The 18,587-nt window shown below is 63.2% G+C and carries 16 protein-coding genes and 1 tRNA gene; 6 read left to right on the top strand and 11 right to left on the bottom strand.

Features of this window, described 5'->3' with window-relative positions; genetic code table 11:
* Positions 1-110 precede the first annotated feature (110 nt).
* Positions 111-749: a glutamine amidotransferase gene (locus ACFPPB_RS18405; protein ID WP_377329789.1), complete on the bottom strand. Its 639-nt coding sequence runs from the start codon at positions 747-749 to the stop codon at positions 111-113.
* A 33-nt stretch (positions 750-782) separates the two neighbouring features.
* Positions 783-2,603, bottom strand: coding sequence for a type IV pilus assembly ATPase TfpB (gene tfpB / locus ACFPPB_RS18400; RefSeq protein WP_377329788.1), 1,821 nt, complete (start codon positions 2,601-2,603; stop codon positions 783-785).
* Between the two features lie 97 nt (positions 2,604-2,700).
* On the opposite strand from tfpB, the gene glyQ reads away from it, so the two are divergent.
* Together glyQ and glyS are read left to right on the top strand one after the other, a co-directional pair.
* The gene (gene glyQ, locus ACFPPB_RS18395; protein WP_377329786.1) at positions 2,701-3,612 is read left to right on the top strand and encodes a glycine--tRNA ligase subunit alpha; all 912 of its coding nucleotides are present in this window, start codon (positions 2,701-2,703) and stop codon (positions 3,610-3,612) included.
* Positions 3,605-5,752 (top strand): glycine--tRNA ligase subunit beta, encoded by a 2,148-nt coding sequence (gene glyS, locus ACFPPB_RS18390; protein ID WP_377329784.1) that lies wholly within the window; start codon positions 3,605-3,607, stop codon positions 5,750-5,752. Before glyQ ends, glyS begins: the two co-directional genes overlap by 8 nt.
* A gap of 66 nt (positions 5,753-5,818) precedes the next feature.
* Here the strand turns inward: glyS and ACFPPB_RS18385 are convergent, their stop codons facing one another.
* The gene (locus tag ACFPPB_RS18385; protein WP_377329782.1) at positions 5,819-6,379 is read right to left on the bottom strand and encodes a helix-turn-helix domain-containing protein; all 561 of its coding nucleotides are present in this window, start codon (positions 6,377-6,379) and stop codon (positions 5,819-5,821) included.
* A 280-nt stretch (positions 6,380-6,659) separates the two neighbouring features.
* Here ACFPPB_RS18385 and ACFPPB_RS18380 point away from each other — a divergent pair, with 280 nt between their 5' ends.
* The gene (locus tag ACFPPB_RS18380) at positions 6,660-9,572 is read left to right on the top strand and encodes a TonB-dependent receptor plug domain-containing protein (RefSeq protein WP_377329780.1); all 2,913 of its coding nucleotides are present in this window, start codon (positions 6,660-6,662) and stop codon (positions 9,570-9,572) included.
* 338 nt (positions 9,573-9,910) lie between these two features.
* A complete protein-coding gene (locus ACFPPB_RS18375) occupies positions 9,911-11,785 on the top strand; it encodes an MFS transporter (protein ID WP_377329778.1) in 1,875 nt (624 codons plus the stop codon).
* A 14-nt stretch (positions 11,786-11,799) separates the two neighbouring features.
* On the opposite strand, the gene ampE is transcribed toward ACFPPB_RS18375, so the two are convergent.
* The 8 genes from ampE to ACFPPB_RS18335 all read right to left on the bottom strand — a co-directional run bounded on the left by ampE (position 11,800) and on the right by ACFPPB_RS18335 (position 16,880).
* The gene (ampE, locus tag ACFPPB_RS18370) at positions 11,800-12,669 is read right to left on the bottom strand and encodes a regulatory signaling modulator protein AmpE (RefSeq protein ID WP_377329776.1); all 870 of its coding nucleotides are present in this window, start codon (positions 12,667-12,669) and stop codon (positions 11,800-11,802) included.
* Between the two features lie 102 nt (positions 12,670-12,771).
* Positions 12,772-13,746 carry an NAD(+) diphosphatase gene (gene nudC, locus ACFPPB_RS18365; protein ID WP_377329774.1) on the bottom strand — a complete coding sequence of 325 codons (975 nt, stop codon included), beginning with the start codon at positions 13,744-13,746 and terminating at the stop codon, positions 12,772-12,774.
* Between the two features lie 12 nt (positions 13,747-13,758).
* The gene (gene erpA, locus ACFPPB_RS18360; protein ID WP_377329772.1) at positions 13,759-14,127 is read right to left on the bottom strand and encodes an iron-sulfur cluster insertion protein ErpA; all 369 of its coding nucleotides are present in this window, start codon (positions 14,125-14,127) and stop codon (positions 13,759-13,761) included.
* A gap of 45 nt (positions 14,128-14,172) precedes the next feature.
* A complete protein-coding gene (locus ACFPPB_RS18355) occupies positions 14,173-14,595 on the bottom strand; it encodes a bactofilin family protein (RefSeq protein ID WP_377329771.1) in 423 nt (140 codons plus the stop codon).
* Entirely contained in the window at positions 14,582-15,334 is a 753-nt protein-coding gene (locus ACFPPB_RS18350) for a DUF6776 family protein (RefSeq protein WP_377329769.1), read from the bottom strand. Before ACFPPB_RS18350 ends, ACFPPB_RS18355 begins: the two co-directional genes overlap by 14 nt.
* 112 nt (positions 15,335-15,446) lie before the next feature.
* Positions 15,447-15,917, bottom strand: a complete 471-nt coding sequence (bfr, locus tag ACFPPB_RS18345; RefSeq protein WP_377329767.1) for a bacterioferritin — start codon at positions 15,915-15,917, stop codon at positions 15,447-15,449.
* A 138-nt stretch (positions 15,918-16,055) separates the two neighbouring features.
* Positions 16,056-16,262: a (2Fe-2S)-binding protein gene (locus ACFPPB_RS18340; protein ID WP_377329791.1), complete on the bottom strand. Its 207-nt coding sequence runs from the start codon at positions 16,260-16,262 to the stop codon at positions 16,056-16,058.
* A 57-nt stretch (positions 16,263-16,319) separates the two neighbouring features.
* Positions 16,320-16,880, bottom strand: a complete 561-nt coding sequence (locus ACFPPB_RS18335; protein WP_377329765.1) for an RNA pyrophosphohydrolase — start codon at positions 16,878-16,880, stop codon at positions 16,320-16,322.
* A gap of 177 nt (positions 16,881-17,057) precedes the next feature.
* Between ACFPPB_RS18335 and ACFPPB_RS18330 the strand changes: the two genes are divergently transcribed.
* Together ACFPPB_RS18330 and ACFPPB_RS18325 are read left to right on the top strand one after the other, a co-directional pair.
* Positions 17,058-17,134, top strand: a tRNA-Met gene (locus tag ACFPPB_RS18330).
* Positions 17,135-17,307: 173 nt separating this feature from the next.
* Positions 17,308-18,531, top strand: coding sequence for a tyrosine-type recombinase/integrase (locus ACFPPB_RS18325; RefSeq protein WP_377329763.1), 1,224 nt, complete (start codon positions 17,308-17,310; stop codon positions 18,529-18,531).
* The last annotated feature ends 56 nt before the right edge of the window (positions 18,532-18,587 follow it).

Below are 18,587 nucleotides of genomic sequence, written 5' to 3'. Positions count from 1 at the left end.
GGTTGCCGACTACAACAACGAGATCCCTCACGACAGCCTCGACGGGCTGACGCCCGCCGAGTTTCGGATTCAAAACGATCCGGCGACCTCTGATTTAGCGTGGCACTGATTTACGGGGAGTCGACACCTTCACTCCGCATGTCGGCATGCTTGCGCTTGATATAGGCACGCATCACGTCAGCGTTGAATTCAGGGTGAAACTGTGCGCTGATGGCACTTGGACCGTAGCGCAGCAAATGGTGTGGATCTCGCGCCGAGCTGGCCAGCACGGCAGACCCGGATGGTGGTTCGAGCACGCTTTGTTCGTGCGTGGTGTGCGCACGAAAGCTGGAAGGCAGCGTGCGGGCCAATGGATCGTGCGCGGCGGTGGGCGACAGCGCAATCGACTGCGTGCCGATTTCGCGGCCGCCGGACAGGTAGTCGACACGCCCACCCAGCGCATGCGCCATCAGTTGATGGCCGTAGCAGACACCGAACAGCGGCAGATCGACATCCATCGCATCGCGAATCCAGCCGGCGGTGCGCTCGCTCCATGCCGCGCGCTCGGTGACCATGGCCGCCGAACCGGTGATCATGGCGCCGGCGATTTCCTGCGGCGGCGGCAGCGATTCACCTGCTGCGACATCGACAATCCGCAACTGCTGCGCGTGCAATCCTGCGCCAAGCCGGAACCAGTGGGGAAAGTCGCCATGACGGGCGCGAATGGTATCCGGCGCGCGGCCGGTGCGTATGATCAATACAGGCTTCATGCAGGGACTTTGTGGCGGGTTATTTGGACGTCTTTACGGCTGAGTATCGTCGAACGCATCGATAGGCGGCAAGACAGTGAGAATTTCCTGCACGGTGGTCAGCCCGGCAGCTACCTGGTCGGCAGCGGAAATGCGCAGCGGGCGCATGCCCTCGGACAGCGCTGCCTGACCGAAGCCGCTCAAATCGAGCTGGGCCGAAATCAGTCCACGCAAACGGGGCGACAACTTCATCATTTCGTAGATGCCGGTGCGCCCCATGAAACCCGTGTTGCGACACTCCAGGCAGCCGACCGGCTCGAACACCTGTTGCGGCAGCGATATCGTCCAGCCGTGAGTGAGCACGGTCCACGCCTGTGGATCCTGCGTCGTCGCCCGCTTACAATGAGGGCACAGCGTGCGCACCAGTCGCTGTGCCACCACGCCGGTCAGGGTGGACTGGATCAGATAATGCGGCACACCCAGATCGAGCAGTCGGGTGACCGCGCTCGGCGCATCGTTGGTGTGCAAGGTGGACAGCACCAGATGGCCGGTGAGCGAGGCCTGCACTGCCATCTGCGCGGTTTCCAGGTCGCGGATCTCGCCGACCATGATGATGTCCGGATCCTGGCGCAGCAAGGTGCGTACACCTGCGGCGAAATCCAGATCGATTGCGGCATGCACCTGCATCTGGTTGAACTCGGGCGAGACCATCTCGATCGGGTCTTCCACCGTGCACACGTTGAGTTCCGGCGTGGCCAGATGCTTCAGCGTGGAATACAGCGTGGTGGTCTTGCCTGAGCCGGTCGGGCCGGTGACCAGCACGATGCCGTGCGGCCGCTCGACCATGCTGCGCCAGTTGGCGCTCTCGCCGGGCGAGAAGCCGAGCTGGGCGAAGTCCTTGACCACCAGGTCCGGATCGAAAATGCGCATCACCACCTTTTCGCCGAACGCGGTGGGCATGTTCGAGATACGCAGCTCCACTTCGCGGCCGGAAGCGGAGCGGGTCTTGATGCGGCCGTCCTGCGGGCGGCGTTTTTCGGCCACGTCCATGCGCGCCAGGATCTTGATGCGGGCAGTGACCGCGGTCATCACCGGCGCGGGCAGCTCGAACACCTTCTGCATGATGCCGTCGATGCGAAAGCGGATATGCCCGGTGTCGCGACGTGGTTCCAGATGGATGTCCGAGGCGCGTTGTTCGAACGCGTACTGCAGCAGCCAGTCGACGATGTGCACCACGTGGCGGTCATCGGCGCCGACCTCGCCGCTCTTGCCCAGTTCGACCAGTTGCTCGAAGTTGAGAATCGCCGCGGAACTGTCGCTGCCGGTCTTGGCGTCGTGCGCCAGCTGGATCGAACGCTGGACGCCGTAAAACTCCTGCAGGTAGCGGTTGATGTCGACCGGGCTCGCCACTACACGCTTGATGTCCCGCCGCAGCATCTGCGCCAGATCGGGAGCCCAGCCCGCATCGAACGGTTCACAGGTGGCAAACGTCGCCTCGCCCGGCGCGACCGCGATCGGCAGGATCCGGTGGCGCTTGGCGTAGGCATGGCTCACCACCTGGGTCACCGAGGCGACATTGATCTTCATCGGATCGATTTTCAGGTACGGCAAGCCGGCGTGACCGGCCAGCCATTCGGTCAGGCCCTCCAGACTCAACGGGCGGCCGGTGCCGTGCTGGTTCGGCAGCTTGGCGTTCGCGATCAGCACCAGCGGGTGCAATTCCACGGTGCTGCGCCCGGCGCGCGCGCCCATGCGCACCTGCTTGGCGTCTTCGGCGAGCAGGTAACCGTCGACCACCAGCGCGGCCAGCAGATCGTCCAGTTCCAGGCGGCCACGGCGGCCCAGCAAGGATGCGATTTGTGGTGATGCAGCCATCCGGATGTACCCCCGTGTTGCTTTCGCCGGCCCTCGACCCAGTGGGAAAGCAAGCAACGGCTATACTAACGCGCTTTACCCAAGGTCACGGAAAGCCATGTCCGCGAGTACCTTCCAGGATGTGATCCAGACCCTCAACCGCTACTGGGCGGCGCAGGGTTGTGTGTTGCTGCAACCGCTCGATACCGAAGTCGGCGCCGGCACGTTTCACCCTGCCACCTTCCTGCGCGCACTCGGCCCCGAGACGTGGGCGGCGGCCTATGTTCAGCCCTCGCGCCGGCCCACCGACGGCCGTTACGGCGAGAATCCGAACCGCCTGCAGCATTACTACCAATACCAGGTGGTGATGAAACCGAATCCGGAAAACATCCTCGATCTGTACATCGGCTCACTGAAAGAGCTCGGTCTCGATCCGCTGGTACATGACTTGCGTTTCGTCGAGGACAATTGGGAATCGCCGACGCTGGGCGCGTGGGGGCTGGGCTGGGAAGTGTGGCTCAACGGCATGGAGGTGACCCAGTTCACCTACTTCCAGCAGGCTGGCGGACTCGAGTGTCGCCCGGTAACCGGCGAGATCACCTATGGCCTGGAGCGGCTGGCGATGTACCTGCAGAACGTGGACAACGTCTATGACCTGGTCTGGACCACCGGCCCGCGCGGCACGGTGACCTATGGCGACGTGTTCCATCAGAACGAAGTCGAGCAGAGCACTTACAATTTCGAGTACGCGAATGTACCGCAGCTGCTGCGATGGTTCGACGTCTGCGAGGCCACCGCAAACCAGCTGATTGCGGCGAACCTGCCGCTGCCTGCCTACGAGCAGGTCATGAAGGCCAGCCACACCTTCAACCTGCTCGATGCGCGCCGTGCGATCAGCGTCACCGAGCGCCAGCGCTACATTCTGCGCGTGCGCACGCTGTCGCGCAGCGTGGCCGAAACCTATGTGGCACAGCGCGAGAAACTCGGTTTCCCGGGCCTGAAGCAAGTGAAGGAGCTAGCCCATGGCTGAGCACAAGCCGCTGTTGATCGAACTGGGCACCGAAGAACTGCCGCCCAAGGCGCTGGACGAACTTTCCGCGGCCTTCCTGCGCGGCATCTGCGATGGTCTGGCCAAGCGCGGGGTCGTGGCCGGGCTGGATCTGGCGCAGGCCTATGCGTCCCCGCGTCGCCTGGCTGTTTATATCCCCGGTGTCGCGACCGCCCAGCCGGCACAAGCGATCGAGCGCCGTGGCCCGGCACTGAATGCCGCGCTCGATACCGAGGGTCAGCCGTCCAAGGCGCTGCTCGGTTTTGCGCAATCCTGCGGCGTCGAGGTCGGGCAACTGGAAAAGCTGGAAACCGACAAGGGAACGTGGTTCGTCTGGCGCACGCTCAAGCCCGGCCAGGCAGTGGCGTCGCTGTTGCCTGAAATCATCGATGAAGCGCTGAAGGCGCTGCCTATCCCCCGGCCGATGCGCTGGGCCGATCACGACTACAGTTTCGTGCGTCCGGTGCATTGGCTGGTAGTCCTACATGGCGCCGAGATCATCGATGGCGAAGTGCTGGGTTTGCGTAGCGGCCGCAAATCGCGCGGCCATCGTTTCATGCACCCGCAGCCGGTGCACGTAGCCGATGCGGACGGTTGGCTGGATGCGATGCGTGCCTCCAACGTATTGGCCGATCCTCGAGAGCGACGTGAGCGCATTCGTGCGCAGGTCGCGCAGGCGGCCGAACAGACCGGCGGCGTGCCGCGACTGGATGACGCGCTGCTCAGCGAGTTGGCAAACCTCACGGAATGGCCGGTGGCGATTGCCTGCACTTTCGAGCGCGAGTTCCTCAGCGTGCCGCCTGAAGCATTGGTCACCACCATGGTGGCGAACCAGAAATTCGTGCCGGTGTTCGATGCCGATGGCAGGTTGACCGAGCATTTCATCGGCATCGCCAACATCGACAGCAAGGATCCGCGCGAGATCCGCAAGGGTTACGAACGGGTGATACGGCCGCGCTTCGCCGACGCCAAGTTCTTCTGGGACGAGGATCTGAAGACGCCGCTGGCCAGCTACCAGGAACAGCTCAAGAGCGTCACTTACCAGCAGGCGCTGGGCAGCCTGTGGGACAAGAGCGTGCGTGTGGCCGAGCTGGCGCGGATCATCGCCAACCGGGTCGGTGTCGACGCCGCTGCGGCCACTCGCGCCGCGAGCTTGAGCAAGTGCGACCTGCTGACTCGCATGGTCGGCGAATTTCCCGAGCTGCAAGGCGTAATGGGGCGTTATTACGCCAGCCATCACGGTGAATCGGCGGAAGTGGCCGAGGCGCTGGACAGTTACTACCAGCCGCGTTTCGGCGGTGATGCCATCGCTGCCGGCAGGCTCGGGCAGGTACTGGCCGTGGCCGAACGGCTGGACACCCTGGCCGGCATTTTCGCCATCGGCATGAAGCCGGGTGGCAACAAGGACCCCTTTGCCCTGCGCCGTGCCGCCCTGGGCCTGGCGCGAACCCTCATCGAGGCCAGCCTGGACCTGGACCTGCGCGGCAGTCTGGTCGAAGCGCTGGAGTTGCTGCCCGACAGCGCGCTGGCGGCGGGGCTGAAACCCGGCAAGGACGGCAAGCCGCCTGCCCTCAATGCCGGCCAGCGGCGGGCCATACTGCTCGATGAGCTGTATGACTTCGTGCTCGACCGTCTGCGCGGCTACTACGCCGAACAGGGTTTCGACAATGCGCAGTTCGAAGCCGTGCTGGCGGTGCAGCCGCGCAGCCTGGCCGATTTCGACCGGCGTCTGCGCGCCGTGGCCGAGTTTGGCCGTCGTCCGGAAGCGCTCAGTCTGGCAGCCGCCAACAAGCGCGTCGCAAATATCCTGCGCAAGCAGGCCGAGGAGGTCGGCACTACGGCCGTCGGCCGTGTCGTCGACGTTGCGCATTTCGAGGCGGATGCCGAGCGCGAACTGGCCGATGCGCTGGCTTCCGCACAGCGCGACACCGCCGAAGCACTGGGCGCCGGCGACTACGCCGCCGTGCTGGCTCGCCTGTCGCAACTGCAGGCGCCGGTGGATACGTTCTTCGACAGTGTACTGGTCAACGCGGACAATCCCGCCGTGCGCGCCAACCGGCTGGCCCTGCTGGGGCAGTTGAAGGCACAGTTCAGCGCCATTGCCGACATCGCCCTGCTCTGAACAGGAACCACAAAAAACGCGGCAGCCGCCATGGCTGCCGCGTTTTTTGTGGGTGCATGCACCGGATCAGGTGGTGCCGCGCTCCTTGCGCATCCGCTCGGCGAGCTGGTGATTGAAGGTCACCATGGCGATCGGGTCCACATGGGAGCCACCGGGGCTGAGGATTTCATAGAGCTGCGTCAATAGATCCGTGTTCTCCGATAGTCGAAGCTGACTGCCGGCCAGACTCAGTTCCGACTGCAGGATCTGCACGGCGGCGTTCAATCGCTGGGCGTCGACAGCAGCGCCCGCAGCATGGTCATCGATGCTCGTCCGATAGTGCGATCGGTGCGAGGTCATCTTTTCCGAACTGTGTTGGTCATCCAGCGCAGGAATCGAGGTGTCGGCCTGCAGCGTACCCTCGCCCGCCACCAGCCAGACCAGTGAAATACCCAAGGTGCGTGCCAGCGTGACGCAACGCGCGCGCGACGGGTCGGTGTTGCCATCGCGCCAGCTGCGCACCACACCTTCGGAGAAGCCGCACATTCTGGCGATCTCCGTGGCGCTTCCTACGCGCTGGATCAGCAATTTGATGCGATCGGCAAATGTTCCCGTGCCTTGCGGGTTAGTGGTTGTCTGCGTGCCCATCTGAGATGCCGCCATGTGCAGTGTGAGGAGGACAGCGTGAGCTTACACACAAGTCAGGCGAATAAACTTTCGAAATGAAGTTACGAAAGCGTTGACGCTCGCGATTTCTTGAATTAACGTCGTAATAACTTGCGTTGCAGCTGGCGCAGGAACGTACATTAAATCATGTGGCCGGACAGAGCTAGGCGTGCCGTTTTGGGTCGCCGCCGTTCGATGTCTGAACATTTAAAAAGTTCATGTGCCCGGACGTCTTAGGGCTCAACTTCGGGGAGTTACCAAAATGAATTCTCATAACAATGTGACAGGAAACCAGTGCCGTCACGCAGCCTTGGCAATCGGTCTAGGGCTAAGCCTGGGTTTGATTAGCACCGGCGTGCTGGCGCAGGATGCCCAGAGTGGTCAGGCAGCAGATAAGGGTCAGGCCAAGGAGCTGTCTACCGTCACGGTCACCGGTTCGCGTATCCACAGCGTTGACGTGGAAACCGCCCAGCCGGTATTCACCATGACCCAGGCCGACATCCAGAAGACCGGCCTGGTCAGCGTGGGCGACATCCTGGCGAACCTCACCGTTGCCGGTGCGCAGACCTTCAGCAAGGCCGCCGTGCTTACCTCCAACCCTGAGCAGGGTGGCCAGTACGTCAACGTTCGCAACCTCGGCGAACAACGCACTCTAGTGCTGGTCAACGGCAAACGCTGGGCGTCCAGCCTGGCTGGTTTCACCGATATGTCGACGATCCCGGCCTCGCTGATTGAGCGTATCGATGTCTTGAAGGATGGCGCGTCGTCGATCTATGGTTCCGACGCCATCGCTGGCGTCATCAACATCATCCTGAAAGACCGTTATTCCGGTGCCGAGGCCTCGGCTTACTACGGTCAGAATCAGGCCGGTGACGGCACCAAGGATGCTTACTCGTTCACGATGGGCGCCAGCAACGAGAAAAGCTCGCTGGTATTCGGCGCCAACTACACCAAGGAAGGCCCGATCTGGGCTAACAAGCGCAAAGACACCAGCTACACGTACGGTCCGAACCATGCCACCGACGGTCTGAGCGGCACGGGTCCGTGGGGCCGCTATCGCCACGTTTCGGCCTACGGCACTGCTGCAGGGCCCAGCAAAGTCCTGAACCATACGGGCTCTTACGACGGCGTGGGCGTGGGCGCGGATTCGCGTAACCCGGCCGAATATCACACCGGCTTTGACGGGGTCAATGATTACTTCAATCCGACACAGCAGATGAATCTGGCTGGTTCCAACGAACTGAAGTCGATCTTCACCAGCGGTCGCCATCAGATCAACGAATACGTGACGTTCCGGGCTACTGGCATGTACTCCCAGCGCGATAACACCCGCCAGATTGCCGGTTATCCGCTGAACAGCCTGACCCAGGCCACCAATCCGGTCTATATAAGTCCCTACAGTTACTACAACCCTGAGCCGGGCAACCAACTGTTCTTTTATCGTCGTACCATCGAGATTCCGCGTATCACGAAGAACAACGTCAAGTCGTATCACTTCGACGCCGGCTTCGAAGGCTCATTTGATGTGGGCAGCCGGGCATGGAGCTGGGACATCGGCACCAACTACAACAGATATGACGTAGTCGAGCGCGGGTCGGGCAACCTCAACCTGTCTAACCTGAAGCAAGCGCTGGGTCCATCGTTCCTGAATGCTGCTGGTCAGGTGCAGTGTGGTACGGCCGCTAGCCCGATCGCGTTCACCCAGTGCGTACCGTTCGATATCCTGGGCGGTCCTTCGGCGTCAACCCCGCAGGCGCTGGCCTACATCAATAGCCTGAGCCAGAGCACGCTGCAGAGTGTGTCAAAGGAATACACCGCTAACATCACCGGTGGCCTGTTCGACCTGCCTGCCGGTGAAGTGGCGTTTGCAGCCGGCTATGAGCACCGTAAGATCAGTGGCTTTGATCTTCCGGATCAACTCTCCGCCTCCGGCAAGACCACCGATTTGGCTGGTGGCGCTACGTATGGCAAGTACGCCACCAACGAAGCTTACGTCGAGTTGAACGTTCCGGTGTTACGGGATCTGCCGGGCGCAAAACTGCTGTCGGTCGACGTTGCCAGCCGTTATTCGCACTACAGTAACTTCGGCAGCACCACCAACAACAAGTACAGTTTCCAGTGGAAGCCGATCGACGACTTGATGATGCGTGGCACCTATGCAGAAGGCTTCCGCGCGCCGACGCTGGACGATGTATCCGGCGGTGGTTCGCAGTCGTTCGACTTCTACACGGACCCGTGCGACACGCGCTTCGGCGCAGCCGCGACTAGCGCCGGAGTGGCTGCGAAGTGCCAGGCCCAGGGCCTGCCGGCGAACTTCCGCCAGCTCGCCACGACCGGCCTGCCGATTTCGGCACCAAACACGCAGAGCACCTCAGCGTTCAACGCCGGCGTAGGCAACGCCAACCTGACTCCGGAAAAGAGCGTGAGCAAGACCGCCGGCGTCGTCTACAGCCCGCAGTGGATACCGGGTCTGGACGTGAGCACCGACTGGTACAAGATCAAGATCACCAACGTGATCACGGCGGTCAGCGCCAACTACGTGCTGAACCAGTGCTACCTCGCCAACTCGGCGACCTACTGCAGCCAGTTCGGTCGTGACCCAGGTACCGGTCAGGTGGTTGGCCTGAACCGTGGCAACATAAACATGGGCATGCTGTCGACTGAGGGCTGGGACTTCGGTGCGCACTACCGCCTGCCGGAGTTCGGCTACGGCAAGTTCACGGTCAACCTCGACGCGAACTACCTGAGCGCCTACGACACCCAGAGCACGGCGGACGCCGACGTGGTGGGTTCTGCTGGCACCTGGAGCTTGCCGCGCTGGCGCGCCAACGCCGGCGTCGATTGGTCAATGGGCGACTTCGGTGCGAGTTGGGGTCTACGTTATTACGGTGCATTCCGCGATTACTGCTGGGAGGCGGACGTGGAATGCAACCAGCCAAACTACGAGGGCAAGAACTGGGGTACTGGCGCCAACCGCAAGGGTGCCATTGTGTTTCACGACATCCAGTTCCGCTACAACACACCTTGGAACGGCAGCGTCCAAGTGGGCGTGAACAACGCGTTCGACAAGAAGCGTCCGATCACCTACTCGGTAGGCAATAGCAGCGCCGCCTCCTACGACCCGGCGCTGGACATCGATCGCTACTTCTTCGTGCGTTACATCCAGAAGTTCTAAGCTTTATCCAGCCTTCTGGTGCGTATAGCCGGGGTCTCCGCGAGGGACTCCGGCCCTTTTGTTCTTCGCGTAAATCGAGTGCGAATGGAGTAGCGGGCTATAGAGAACCCGATCGCCGCGCACGTTGTCGGCGGGTATCGCGGGTGGTCCGTCAAAAGATCACTTACCGCCAACCGCACAACGGCGTCTTGAACGCCGGCAAGAACCCGCGAGCCGCGAAAGACGGCCGCTTCAGTATCCGCAGCTCCCGTTGTGCCAAACACTTCTCCATGACAATAATCCCCTCGGACAATGAAGCCTGACGGATCGACGCGACCACTCCTTTTCAAGCATACCGCATGAGCCAATTCGCACTGCTGGGCAAGCGGCGCTTTGCGCCGTTCTTCTGGACCCAGGCGCTGGGCGCGTTCAACGACAATGCATTTCGCAATGCTCTGGTGATGCTGGTGGCGTTCCAGATGGGGCTGGCCGACCACACCGTGTCGCTCTATACCAACCTGGCGCCGGCGCTGTTCATCATCCCGTTCTTTCTGTTCTCCGCCACCGCCGGCCAGCTGGCCGAGAAGTACGAGAAGAGCCGGATCATCCGTTACGTGAAGCTGTTCGAGATCGGCGCAATGATGTTGGCCGCGTACGGCTTCTATACGCACCATACGACGCTGCTGTTGATCGTGCTGTTCATGATGGGCATGCATTCGGCCACGTTCGGGCCGATCAAATACGCGATCCTGCCGCAGGCGCTGAAGCCGGAAGAACTGGTCGGCGGCAACGGCCTGGTGGAGATGGGGACGCAGATGGCGATGCTGGTAGGCATGATCGCTGGCAACTCGCTGATGCTCGTGGCCGGGGTCGGACCGTTGCTGGCGTCGGGCGCCACGATTGCGGTGGCAGTCACCGGCTACCTGATCAGTCGTCGGATTCCGTCTGCGCCGGCGACTGCGCCGGAGCTCACTTTCAACTGGAACCCTTTCAGCGAAACCGCGCGCGTGCTGGCGATCACCCGCGCCGACCGCGCGGTGTTCAACGCGGTGCTGGGCATTTCCTGGTTCTGGTTCTTCGGCACGGTGCTGATCGCGCAGTTGCCGATCTACACGCGCGAGACGCTGGGCGGCGACGGTTCGGTCAACACGCTGGTGCTGACCTTGTTCTCGATCGGCACCGGTGTCGGTGCCCTGCTGTGCGAGCGGATGTCGGGCCGGCGGGTGGAGATCGGACTGGTGCCGCTAGGCGCATTCGGGTTGACCGCGTTCGGCGTCGACTTGTACTTCACGAGGCACGGCATGGCGTCAGCTCGTGGGCTGGACTGGCTGGCGTTCCTGCGGGCGGCGGGCAGCTGGCGCATAGCGCTCGACCTCACTCTGATCGGCGTGTTCGCCGGTTTCTATGTGGTGCCGTTGTTCGCTTTCGTGCAGGCACGTGCGCCGAGCGAGAAGCTGTCGAGGATCATCGCCGGCACCAACATCTTGAACGCGCTGCTGATCGTGCTGGCCGCCGGCTTCGGCCTGGGGTTGGGCGCGCTCGGCATGGATGCATCGCAGATCTTTCTCGCCGCCTCACTGCTCAATGTGCTGGTGGCCTGGTACATCTTCACTCTGGTGCCCGAGTTCATCATGCGCTTCATCACCTGGGTGCTGGTGAACACGCTGTATCGGGTGCGCGTGGACGGCGTGCAAAACGTTCCCGAAGAGGGGGCGGCGCTGCTGGTGTGCAACCACGTCAGCTTCTTGGATCCGCTGTTGCTGATGGCGAACCTGCGACGGCCGGTGCGCTTCGTGATGTATTACAAGATTTTCAACATCCCGCTGCTGCATTTCGTGTTCCGCACCGCCAAGGCGATCCCGATCGCGGGTTACAAGGAAGATCCGGCGGTGCTGCAACAAGCTTATGACGCGATCGACGAGGCGCTGGCCGCCGGCGAGGTGGTCTGCATCTTTCCGGAAGGCGGGCTGACCGGCGACGGGGAAATCGCGCCGTTTCGTGCAGGTGTCGAAAAGATCCTGGCGCGCCGGCCGGTGCCGGTGATACCGATGGCGCTACGCGGCCTGTGGGGTAGCGTGTGGAGCCGGCGCGACTCGATGTTGCGTCGGGCACGCCTGCCGCGGCGTTTCCGAGCGAGGGTGGAATGGGTGGTCGATGCGCCGTTGACGCCGGAGCACGTTACGGCGACGACACTGGAGGCGCGGGTGCGCGAGCTGCGCGGTGAACTGGCGTAGCGCCGTTCGAGCTCTCAGCTGAGCCAGCCGCCGATCACGATCAGCGCCACCACGCTCAACCACGCCAGCAACGCGCGCAGCAAGGCGCTGCGCAGGCGCAACAGTTCCCCCAACGGATCGCTGTGTTCCTCGGCATAACCGTCACCGGCCTCGATGTCGATCAGTACGTCGGCCTGCGCCGCGGCACCAAGAAAGCCCGGCTCGCTGCTGTACCAGCTGGTGGGCGCGGCCTGGTTGTGCCAGCGCCGCCAGGCGCCGATCACGGCGTCCCAGTGGCCGACGACCGCCAGTGTGAAAGTCAGCAGCTGGGCCGGCAGCCAGTCCAGTGCATTGGCCACGTAATGGGCCGCGCTGCGGCCGCCCGGGTCCAGTTGCAACGAGTCATTGCGTGCCAGCGTCTGCGCCAGCCGGTACAACAGCGCGCCGACCGGGCCGAGCAGGAAGAACCACAGCAGCACGGCGAATCGTCGGCGCAACGCGGCGTAGGCGATCGCCACGCCCAGAGCCGGTGCGTTCCATGCAATCGGAGAGCCATCGTCGGCCAGCGTCTGCGCCGCGGCCTCGCGGCTGACCTCATCCGGAGCCCCCAGAATCGCTTCCAGGTCGGCTTCGAATTCGCGCGGACCGAGGCAGTAAAGCAAGACAGCCAGCGCAAACAGCAGTTGCGGCAATCCACCCAGCGGGGTGTGGCCGAGTAACCACCACATCAGCGCACACAACACCGCCGGCAGCAGCAGGGTCAGTACCACGCGACCGCTGCCGCTGGTGTCCGCCAGTTGCGTCACCCAGCGGCGAAACAGGCTGTCGCCGCGCCAGCGTGCGAGCTGCGGCATGACATGCAGCAGGCCAAGGGCGATGAGGGCAGTAAGCAGACTGATGGCCATGACGGAATCAACTCGCGAGCAGTCGGTGCATTGTATGCGAGGGATCGCTCATTCCGCAGGCCGGCCTCGATGAGCGCGACGGGCGGCCGTGCCGGACCGGGATCAGCCCGAAGGGCCGGCCGCGGCCAGCTCATCCAGATCCAGCCCGGCGCGTTGCTGCAGCCAGTACGCCAGCAACCGATACGACACGGACAGCGCGGTGGATGGCACGAAGCTGCCTTCGGCGATGCCGTCGACGATCTGCTGCGGCGTGAACCAGCGAGCGTCTTCCAGTTCGTGATCGCGCATGTCGATGCGGCGCGACACCGCGGTGGCGATGAAGCCGACCATCAGCGAGGCCGGCATCGGCCACGGCTGCGAGGAGTGATAGTGCACTTCATCCACGATGACGCCGGCTTCCTCGGCCACTTCGCGGCGCACCGCGTCTTCCAGCGATTCGCCCGGCTCGACGAAGCCTGCCAGCGTCGAATAACGCCCGGGCGGCCAGCCGGCCTGGCGTCCCAGCAGGCAGGCGCCGTCGTGTTCGACCAGCATGATGACGGCGGCATCGGTGCGCGGGAAATGCAGGCGCGCGCAGTCCGGGTTGGTGCATAGCGCGCGATGTCCGGCGGCGACCAGTTGCAGCGGCGCACCGCAGCGGGCGCAATAGCGCGTCTCGCGTTGCCAGTGCGCCAGGCCCTTGGCGTAGGCGAACAGGCCCGCCTCGCCCGCCGCCAACTGCAGGCCGGCGCTGCGCAGGTTCATGCGGCGCGCGTCGAACGCGTTCTCGAGTTCGCCGATGCGGTGGGTATCATCCAGCGCCAGCAGAAAATGCGGCCGCTGATCGGCGATGCCCAGCAGCGTCGACGGTACGTCGGCCAGCCATTGCGCACGCTCATGGGTATCGAGCCAACGCAGCGCTTCGCGATCGCGGTGCATGAACGCTTCGCCGGCCGCATCCAGCAGCAGGTAGCGCGCGTCGGTCGAGCGCGCCTGTTCGGCTATCCACGCGGATTCATCGCGCCGCTCGGCGATCCGGTCGAGGATCAGGCTGAGCCCGGCGAAAGTATTGGGAGGCGGCAGCTTGGCCCGATCCATGGAACGATCCGCTCAGGTGGAGAACGAGGAGCCGCAGCCGCAGGTGGTCTTGGCGTTCGGGTTGCTGATGACGAACTGCGAGCCGCTGAGGTTTTCGGCGTAGTCGATCTGCGCACCGGTGAGGTATTGCAGCGACAGCGGGTCGCACAGCAAGGTCACGCCCTCGCGTTCGACCGCAAAGTCGTCCTCGGCCTGGGCTTCGTCGAAGGTGAAGCCGTACTGGAACCCCGAACAGCCGCCGCCGCTGATGTACACGCGCAATTTCAAGGCCGGATTGCCCTCTTCGGCAATCAGCTCGCGCACCTTGTGTGCGGCAGCGGCAGTGAACAGCAGCGGCGCCCCGCTGTTGCGGTAATCGGGGATCGCGACGAGAGTTTCCATGGTCATCTAGATGGGGGCGTGACGGACAAGCGCAAGCATACCGCTTCAGGCGGGCATGGCCTCGTCGAGCTCTATATCCGGCGCCGGCAACTCGCGCTGCGCTTCCTCGGCCTGACGCGAAATACGCCCATTGACCTGCGCGCCGGCAGCCATCTCCAGCGTGTGGTAACGCAGGTCGCCGTCGATGCGCGCCTGTGGCGCCAGCTCCAGCCGGACGGTGACATACACGTCGCCGGTCACGTGGCCGTTGATCACCGCCTGCGGCACGCGAATCTCGCCGTGCACCTGGCCGTGCTCGCTGAGCGTGAACATGGCATCGTCGCCTTCCCCCAGTACTGTCCCTTCGATGCGGCCGTCCAGGTGCAGCGTGCCGCTGAAACGCAGGTCGCCGCGGATCACCGTGCCGCGGGCGATCAGGCTGGTCTCATGATTGGTGTGGTTGCGCTCGTTGCGCTTACGGTTGAGCATCGTGGTCCCCTTGGGCCGTGGTGATGTTGCCGCTCAGTGCGGCACCCCATGCGACAGCACGGTCGATCGCCTCGCCGCCGACCGGCAGGACACGGATGCGCAGTCGGGTGGGACGGAAATCGACCGGCAGGATGATGGTGCCGTGCAATTGCTGGAAATACATGAAGTGGAAGGGCAGGCCGTCTTTCTGCGAAGCGTCGCTCAGCGCCGGCCACGCCAGGCTGATTACCTTGTCGCCGCGCAAACCTTCCACGCTGACCGTCGTGTTGCCGCTGGTCTCGTCGCCGCGCTTCGCGTTCTGGGTCAGGCTGAGGGTGAGATTGAAGCCGCGCGAGCCGGTGATGGGCTGCAGTTTCACCTCCTGCAGCTTCAGGCCTTGCCGCTGCGCGTCGCCGCCGACCAGGCGCGCATAGAAACCCAGGTCGGCTCGCAGGCCGTTGAGCTCTTCCTCGCGTTGGGCCAGGGTGCCGCGCAAGGAGCGAGTGGCGACGTCGTTGACCTGGGTGGCGCGCTGCAGGTTCGCGACCTGTTGCTCGAGTTCGCCGATGCGGGCTTGCAAGGCGCGCTGCTGGCGGAAGTCGATGGCGGCTGGCGCCGCATGCCGGGTCCACGTGCCGACGATCAGGCCGGCCAGCAGCAGGCTGCCCAGCCAGGCGAGGCCAAGCCACCACCAGCGCCGCCGGTGACCGACGTCATCGTGGCGACGCACGACGAAACGCGGCGGTGGTCGTGAAGCCATGCGGGACGTCCCGGGGAAAACCGAAGGTATAGCCCCGGCGTGATGAAAGCGTCAAGGAACCGGTATGCGTTTCCGCGCGGCGGCGCCATGCGCTGCTGCGCGCGTGGCCTATTCAGCTCTGCATCTTGCTCTGCAGGTAGCGCTCCGCGCCGATGTCCTTGACCAGGCTGAACTGGGTTTCCAGCCAGTCGATGTGCTCTTCCTCGTCGTGCAAGATGTCTTTGAACAGGTCGCGGCTTACGTAGTCGGCAACCCCTTCGCTGTGCGCGATCGCGGCCCGGAGATCGACCACGGCGGCCAGTTCCAGATCCAGGTCGCCCTGCATCGATTCCAGCACATTCTCGCCGATGCGCAGTTTGCCTAGGTGCTGCAGGTTCGGCAGGCCGTCCAGGAACAGGATGCGCTCGATCAGGTGATCGGCATGCTTCATTTCCTCGATCGACTCCTTGTATTCGCGCTCGGCCAGCTCGGTGTAGCCCCAGTCCTTGAGCATGCGGTAATGCAGGAAGTACTGGTTGATCGCGGTCAGTTCGTTGTAGAGCACCTTGTTGAGGAACTCGATGACCTTGGCATCACCTTTCATGGCTTTCTCCGCTCGACAGATAGCGTCGACTATACAAAGTCCGTGCATGCGCGAACGAAACGCGAACGCCAATGGGTTGCCCGCGCATCAGATGCGTGAGTACGAGGGACTTGGTGCCGGTGAGGTGCTGGAGTTGGCTCAGGCTGCGGCGAGCGGCAGCTGGCAAAGCACCAGCGAAATCGCCTGGTCGAGCGTGGCACATGCTTCCTGCTCGCAACAGCCGCAGCAGTCTGAACAGCCAGTGCGCGCCTGCAGTTCGGCAAACGAACGCACGCCGTCGGCCGCTTCGCGGCGGATGTCGTGGTCGGTGACGGCATTGCACAGGCAGATGTACATGGCGCGTATAAGAACGCGAATGCGAATGATTGTCAACAATCCGACATCGACCGCCGAGGCATCTGTTCAGGCGGCCTCGCGACCGCCATGCGGCGCGGTCGGGGGAGTTTCGGCAGCATTCCGTGGCGGCAGCGTGCCGAGTTCGACGCTGCACAGGTTCTCCACCAAGGGTGCGAAGTGGCGCAGCGCCCGTTCGTATACCTGCCGCTTGAAGTTGACGACGTGCGCCGCCGGGTACCAGAAGTCGACCCAGCGCCAGAGATCGAATTCCGGCTTGTCACAGGCATCCAGCTTGAGAGCATCCTCGCCGCCGACCAGCTTGAGCAGAAACCAGACCTGCTTCTGGCCGATGCAGGTAGGGCGCTGGTGGTGGCGCACGTAGCGATTGGGCAGGCGGTAACGCAGCCAGCCGTGGGTCGCGGTGATGACTTCCACATGGTGCGCGGTCAATCCGGTTTCTTCTTCCAGTTCGCGGTACATCGCTTCCAGCGGCGTTTCGTCCGAGCGCATGCCGCCCTGCGGAAACTGCCAGCCATCACGATTGATCCGGCGCGCCCAGAACAGCTGGCCGTCTGCATTCAGCAGAACGATGCCTACATTCGGACGATAGCCATCAACATCAATCATGTCGCCTCCTGGAGCCTATGGCGAAGATCGCCGGCAAGACCGAACCCAGTCCTGCACCCGATTCAACCACAGCGCGCGAAGCGGCAGCAAGCGCCCGACTTGAACCGGCCGTGCTACACGACTACACTGCCGCGCCCCGCCCGCATCGTTCCGATTCGGCATGGCGGGTTTCCCCATGGCTATGTAGCTCAGCTGGTTAGAGCGTGGCACTCATAATGCCGAGGTCGGTGGTTCGAGTCCACCCATAGCCACCAAATCAGCATCCATTCCCCTCCATTCCCCTCCAGGTTTGCCTTATAGACTCAGGCAGGACAAGGCATTGGCGGGTTTGTGGTCTCCGGTCGTGTCCAGTCGCGTCCATTGTAATCCGGGGGCAACAAGGGGCAATATTGGGGGCAGGTACTGATGCCTCTAGAGAGTTGCCCCCATGGCGCTTTCCGATGCCACTGTTCGCAAAGCCAAGCCCGCCGATAAGCCGCAGCGGCTGTTCGACAGTGGGGGCCTGTACCTTGAGGTCGCTCCATCCGGGGGCAAGTGGTGGCGACTCAAGTACCGGTTTGGGGGCAAGGAGAAGCGGCTATCCCTTGGCACCTATCCCGACACCGGTTTGGCCGATGCACGCGAAAGGCGCGATGCCGCACGTAAGCTGCTCGCCCAGGGTGTCGATCCCGGCGTGCAACGCAAGGCCGAAAAGGCTGCCGGCATGGATCGCGCCGCCAATAGTTTCGAGGTTGTCGCTCGCGAATGGCTGGCGGTGAAGAAGCCTGAATGGACAGCCAGCCAGTTCGCCAAGGAATGCGGACGATTGGAAAATCACGCTTTCCCCAGAATCGGTGCCCTACCCGTCGCGGACATAGGGGTGGCAGAGGTTCGCCCGTTGTTTGCTTACCTGATCAAGCAGGGGCACATCGAACAGGCTCATCGCCTGCGCCATCAACTCAGCCGGGTGTTTCGATTTGCCATCGCCACTGAGCGAGCTAGTCGCGATCCTGCGGCGGACCTGCGCGACACCTTGCCGAGCCGTAATCCCCAGAATCATCCGACGATCACCGACCCTAAACGTGTGGGTGAGTTGATGCGTGCCATCGATGGTTTTACGGGCACTCTCCCCGTGCAGTGCGCCTTGAAGTTGGCCCCTCTGTGGTTCTGTCGGCCGGGCGAGATACGCATGGCGGAGTGGACGCACTTTGACTTGGATGGCGAGCACCCGTCTTACACGGTGCCGCCCATGAATCGAAAGCTGAAGAAGGCGGCCAAGGAAAATCCCTCCACGCCGCCGCATATCGTGCCTTTGAGTCGACAGGCGCTGGAGATACTTCGCGAACTGCGCCAGTTGACGGGCCATGGGCGCTATTTGTTTCCGGGGGCCCGCGACCCCAAGCGCCATATGTCAGATGGCGCAGTAAACGCGGCGCTGGCTCGCATCGGTTACAAAGGCATCATCACGGGGCACGGATTCCGCCACATGGCGCGAACGTTGTTGGGGGAGTTGGGATGGAACCCCGAAGCCCTGGAACGTCAGCTATCTCACAAGGAGCCAGGAGTGGCTGGTGTGTACAACAAGGCCCAGCATCTGCCTGAGCGTCGGAAGATCATGCAGGCGTGGGCGGATTACTTGGATGGTTTGCGTGTATCTGGCGTATACACTTGAAGGACAGTGGTGGTTGCCGCAGGTGGTCGCTGGTGAGTGTTGCCAGGATCGTAGGG

Source organism: Rhodanobacter terrae, from assembly GCF_042657005.1.
Lineage (GTDB): Bacteria > Pseudomonadota > Gammaproteobacteria > Xanthomonadales > Rhodanobacteraceae > Rhodanobacter > Rhodanobacter terrae.
Note: the sequence above shows the minus strand (reverse complement) of the source record. Positions and strands in the feature narration are given on the sequence as shown.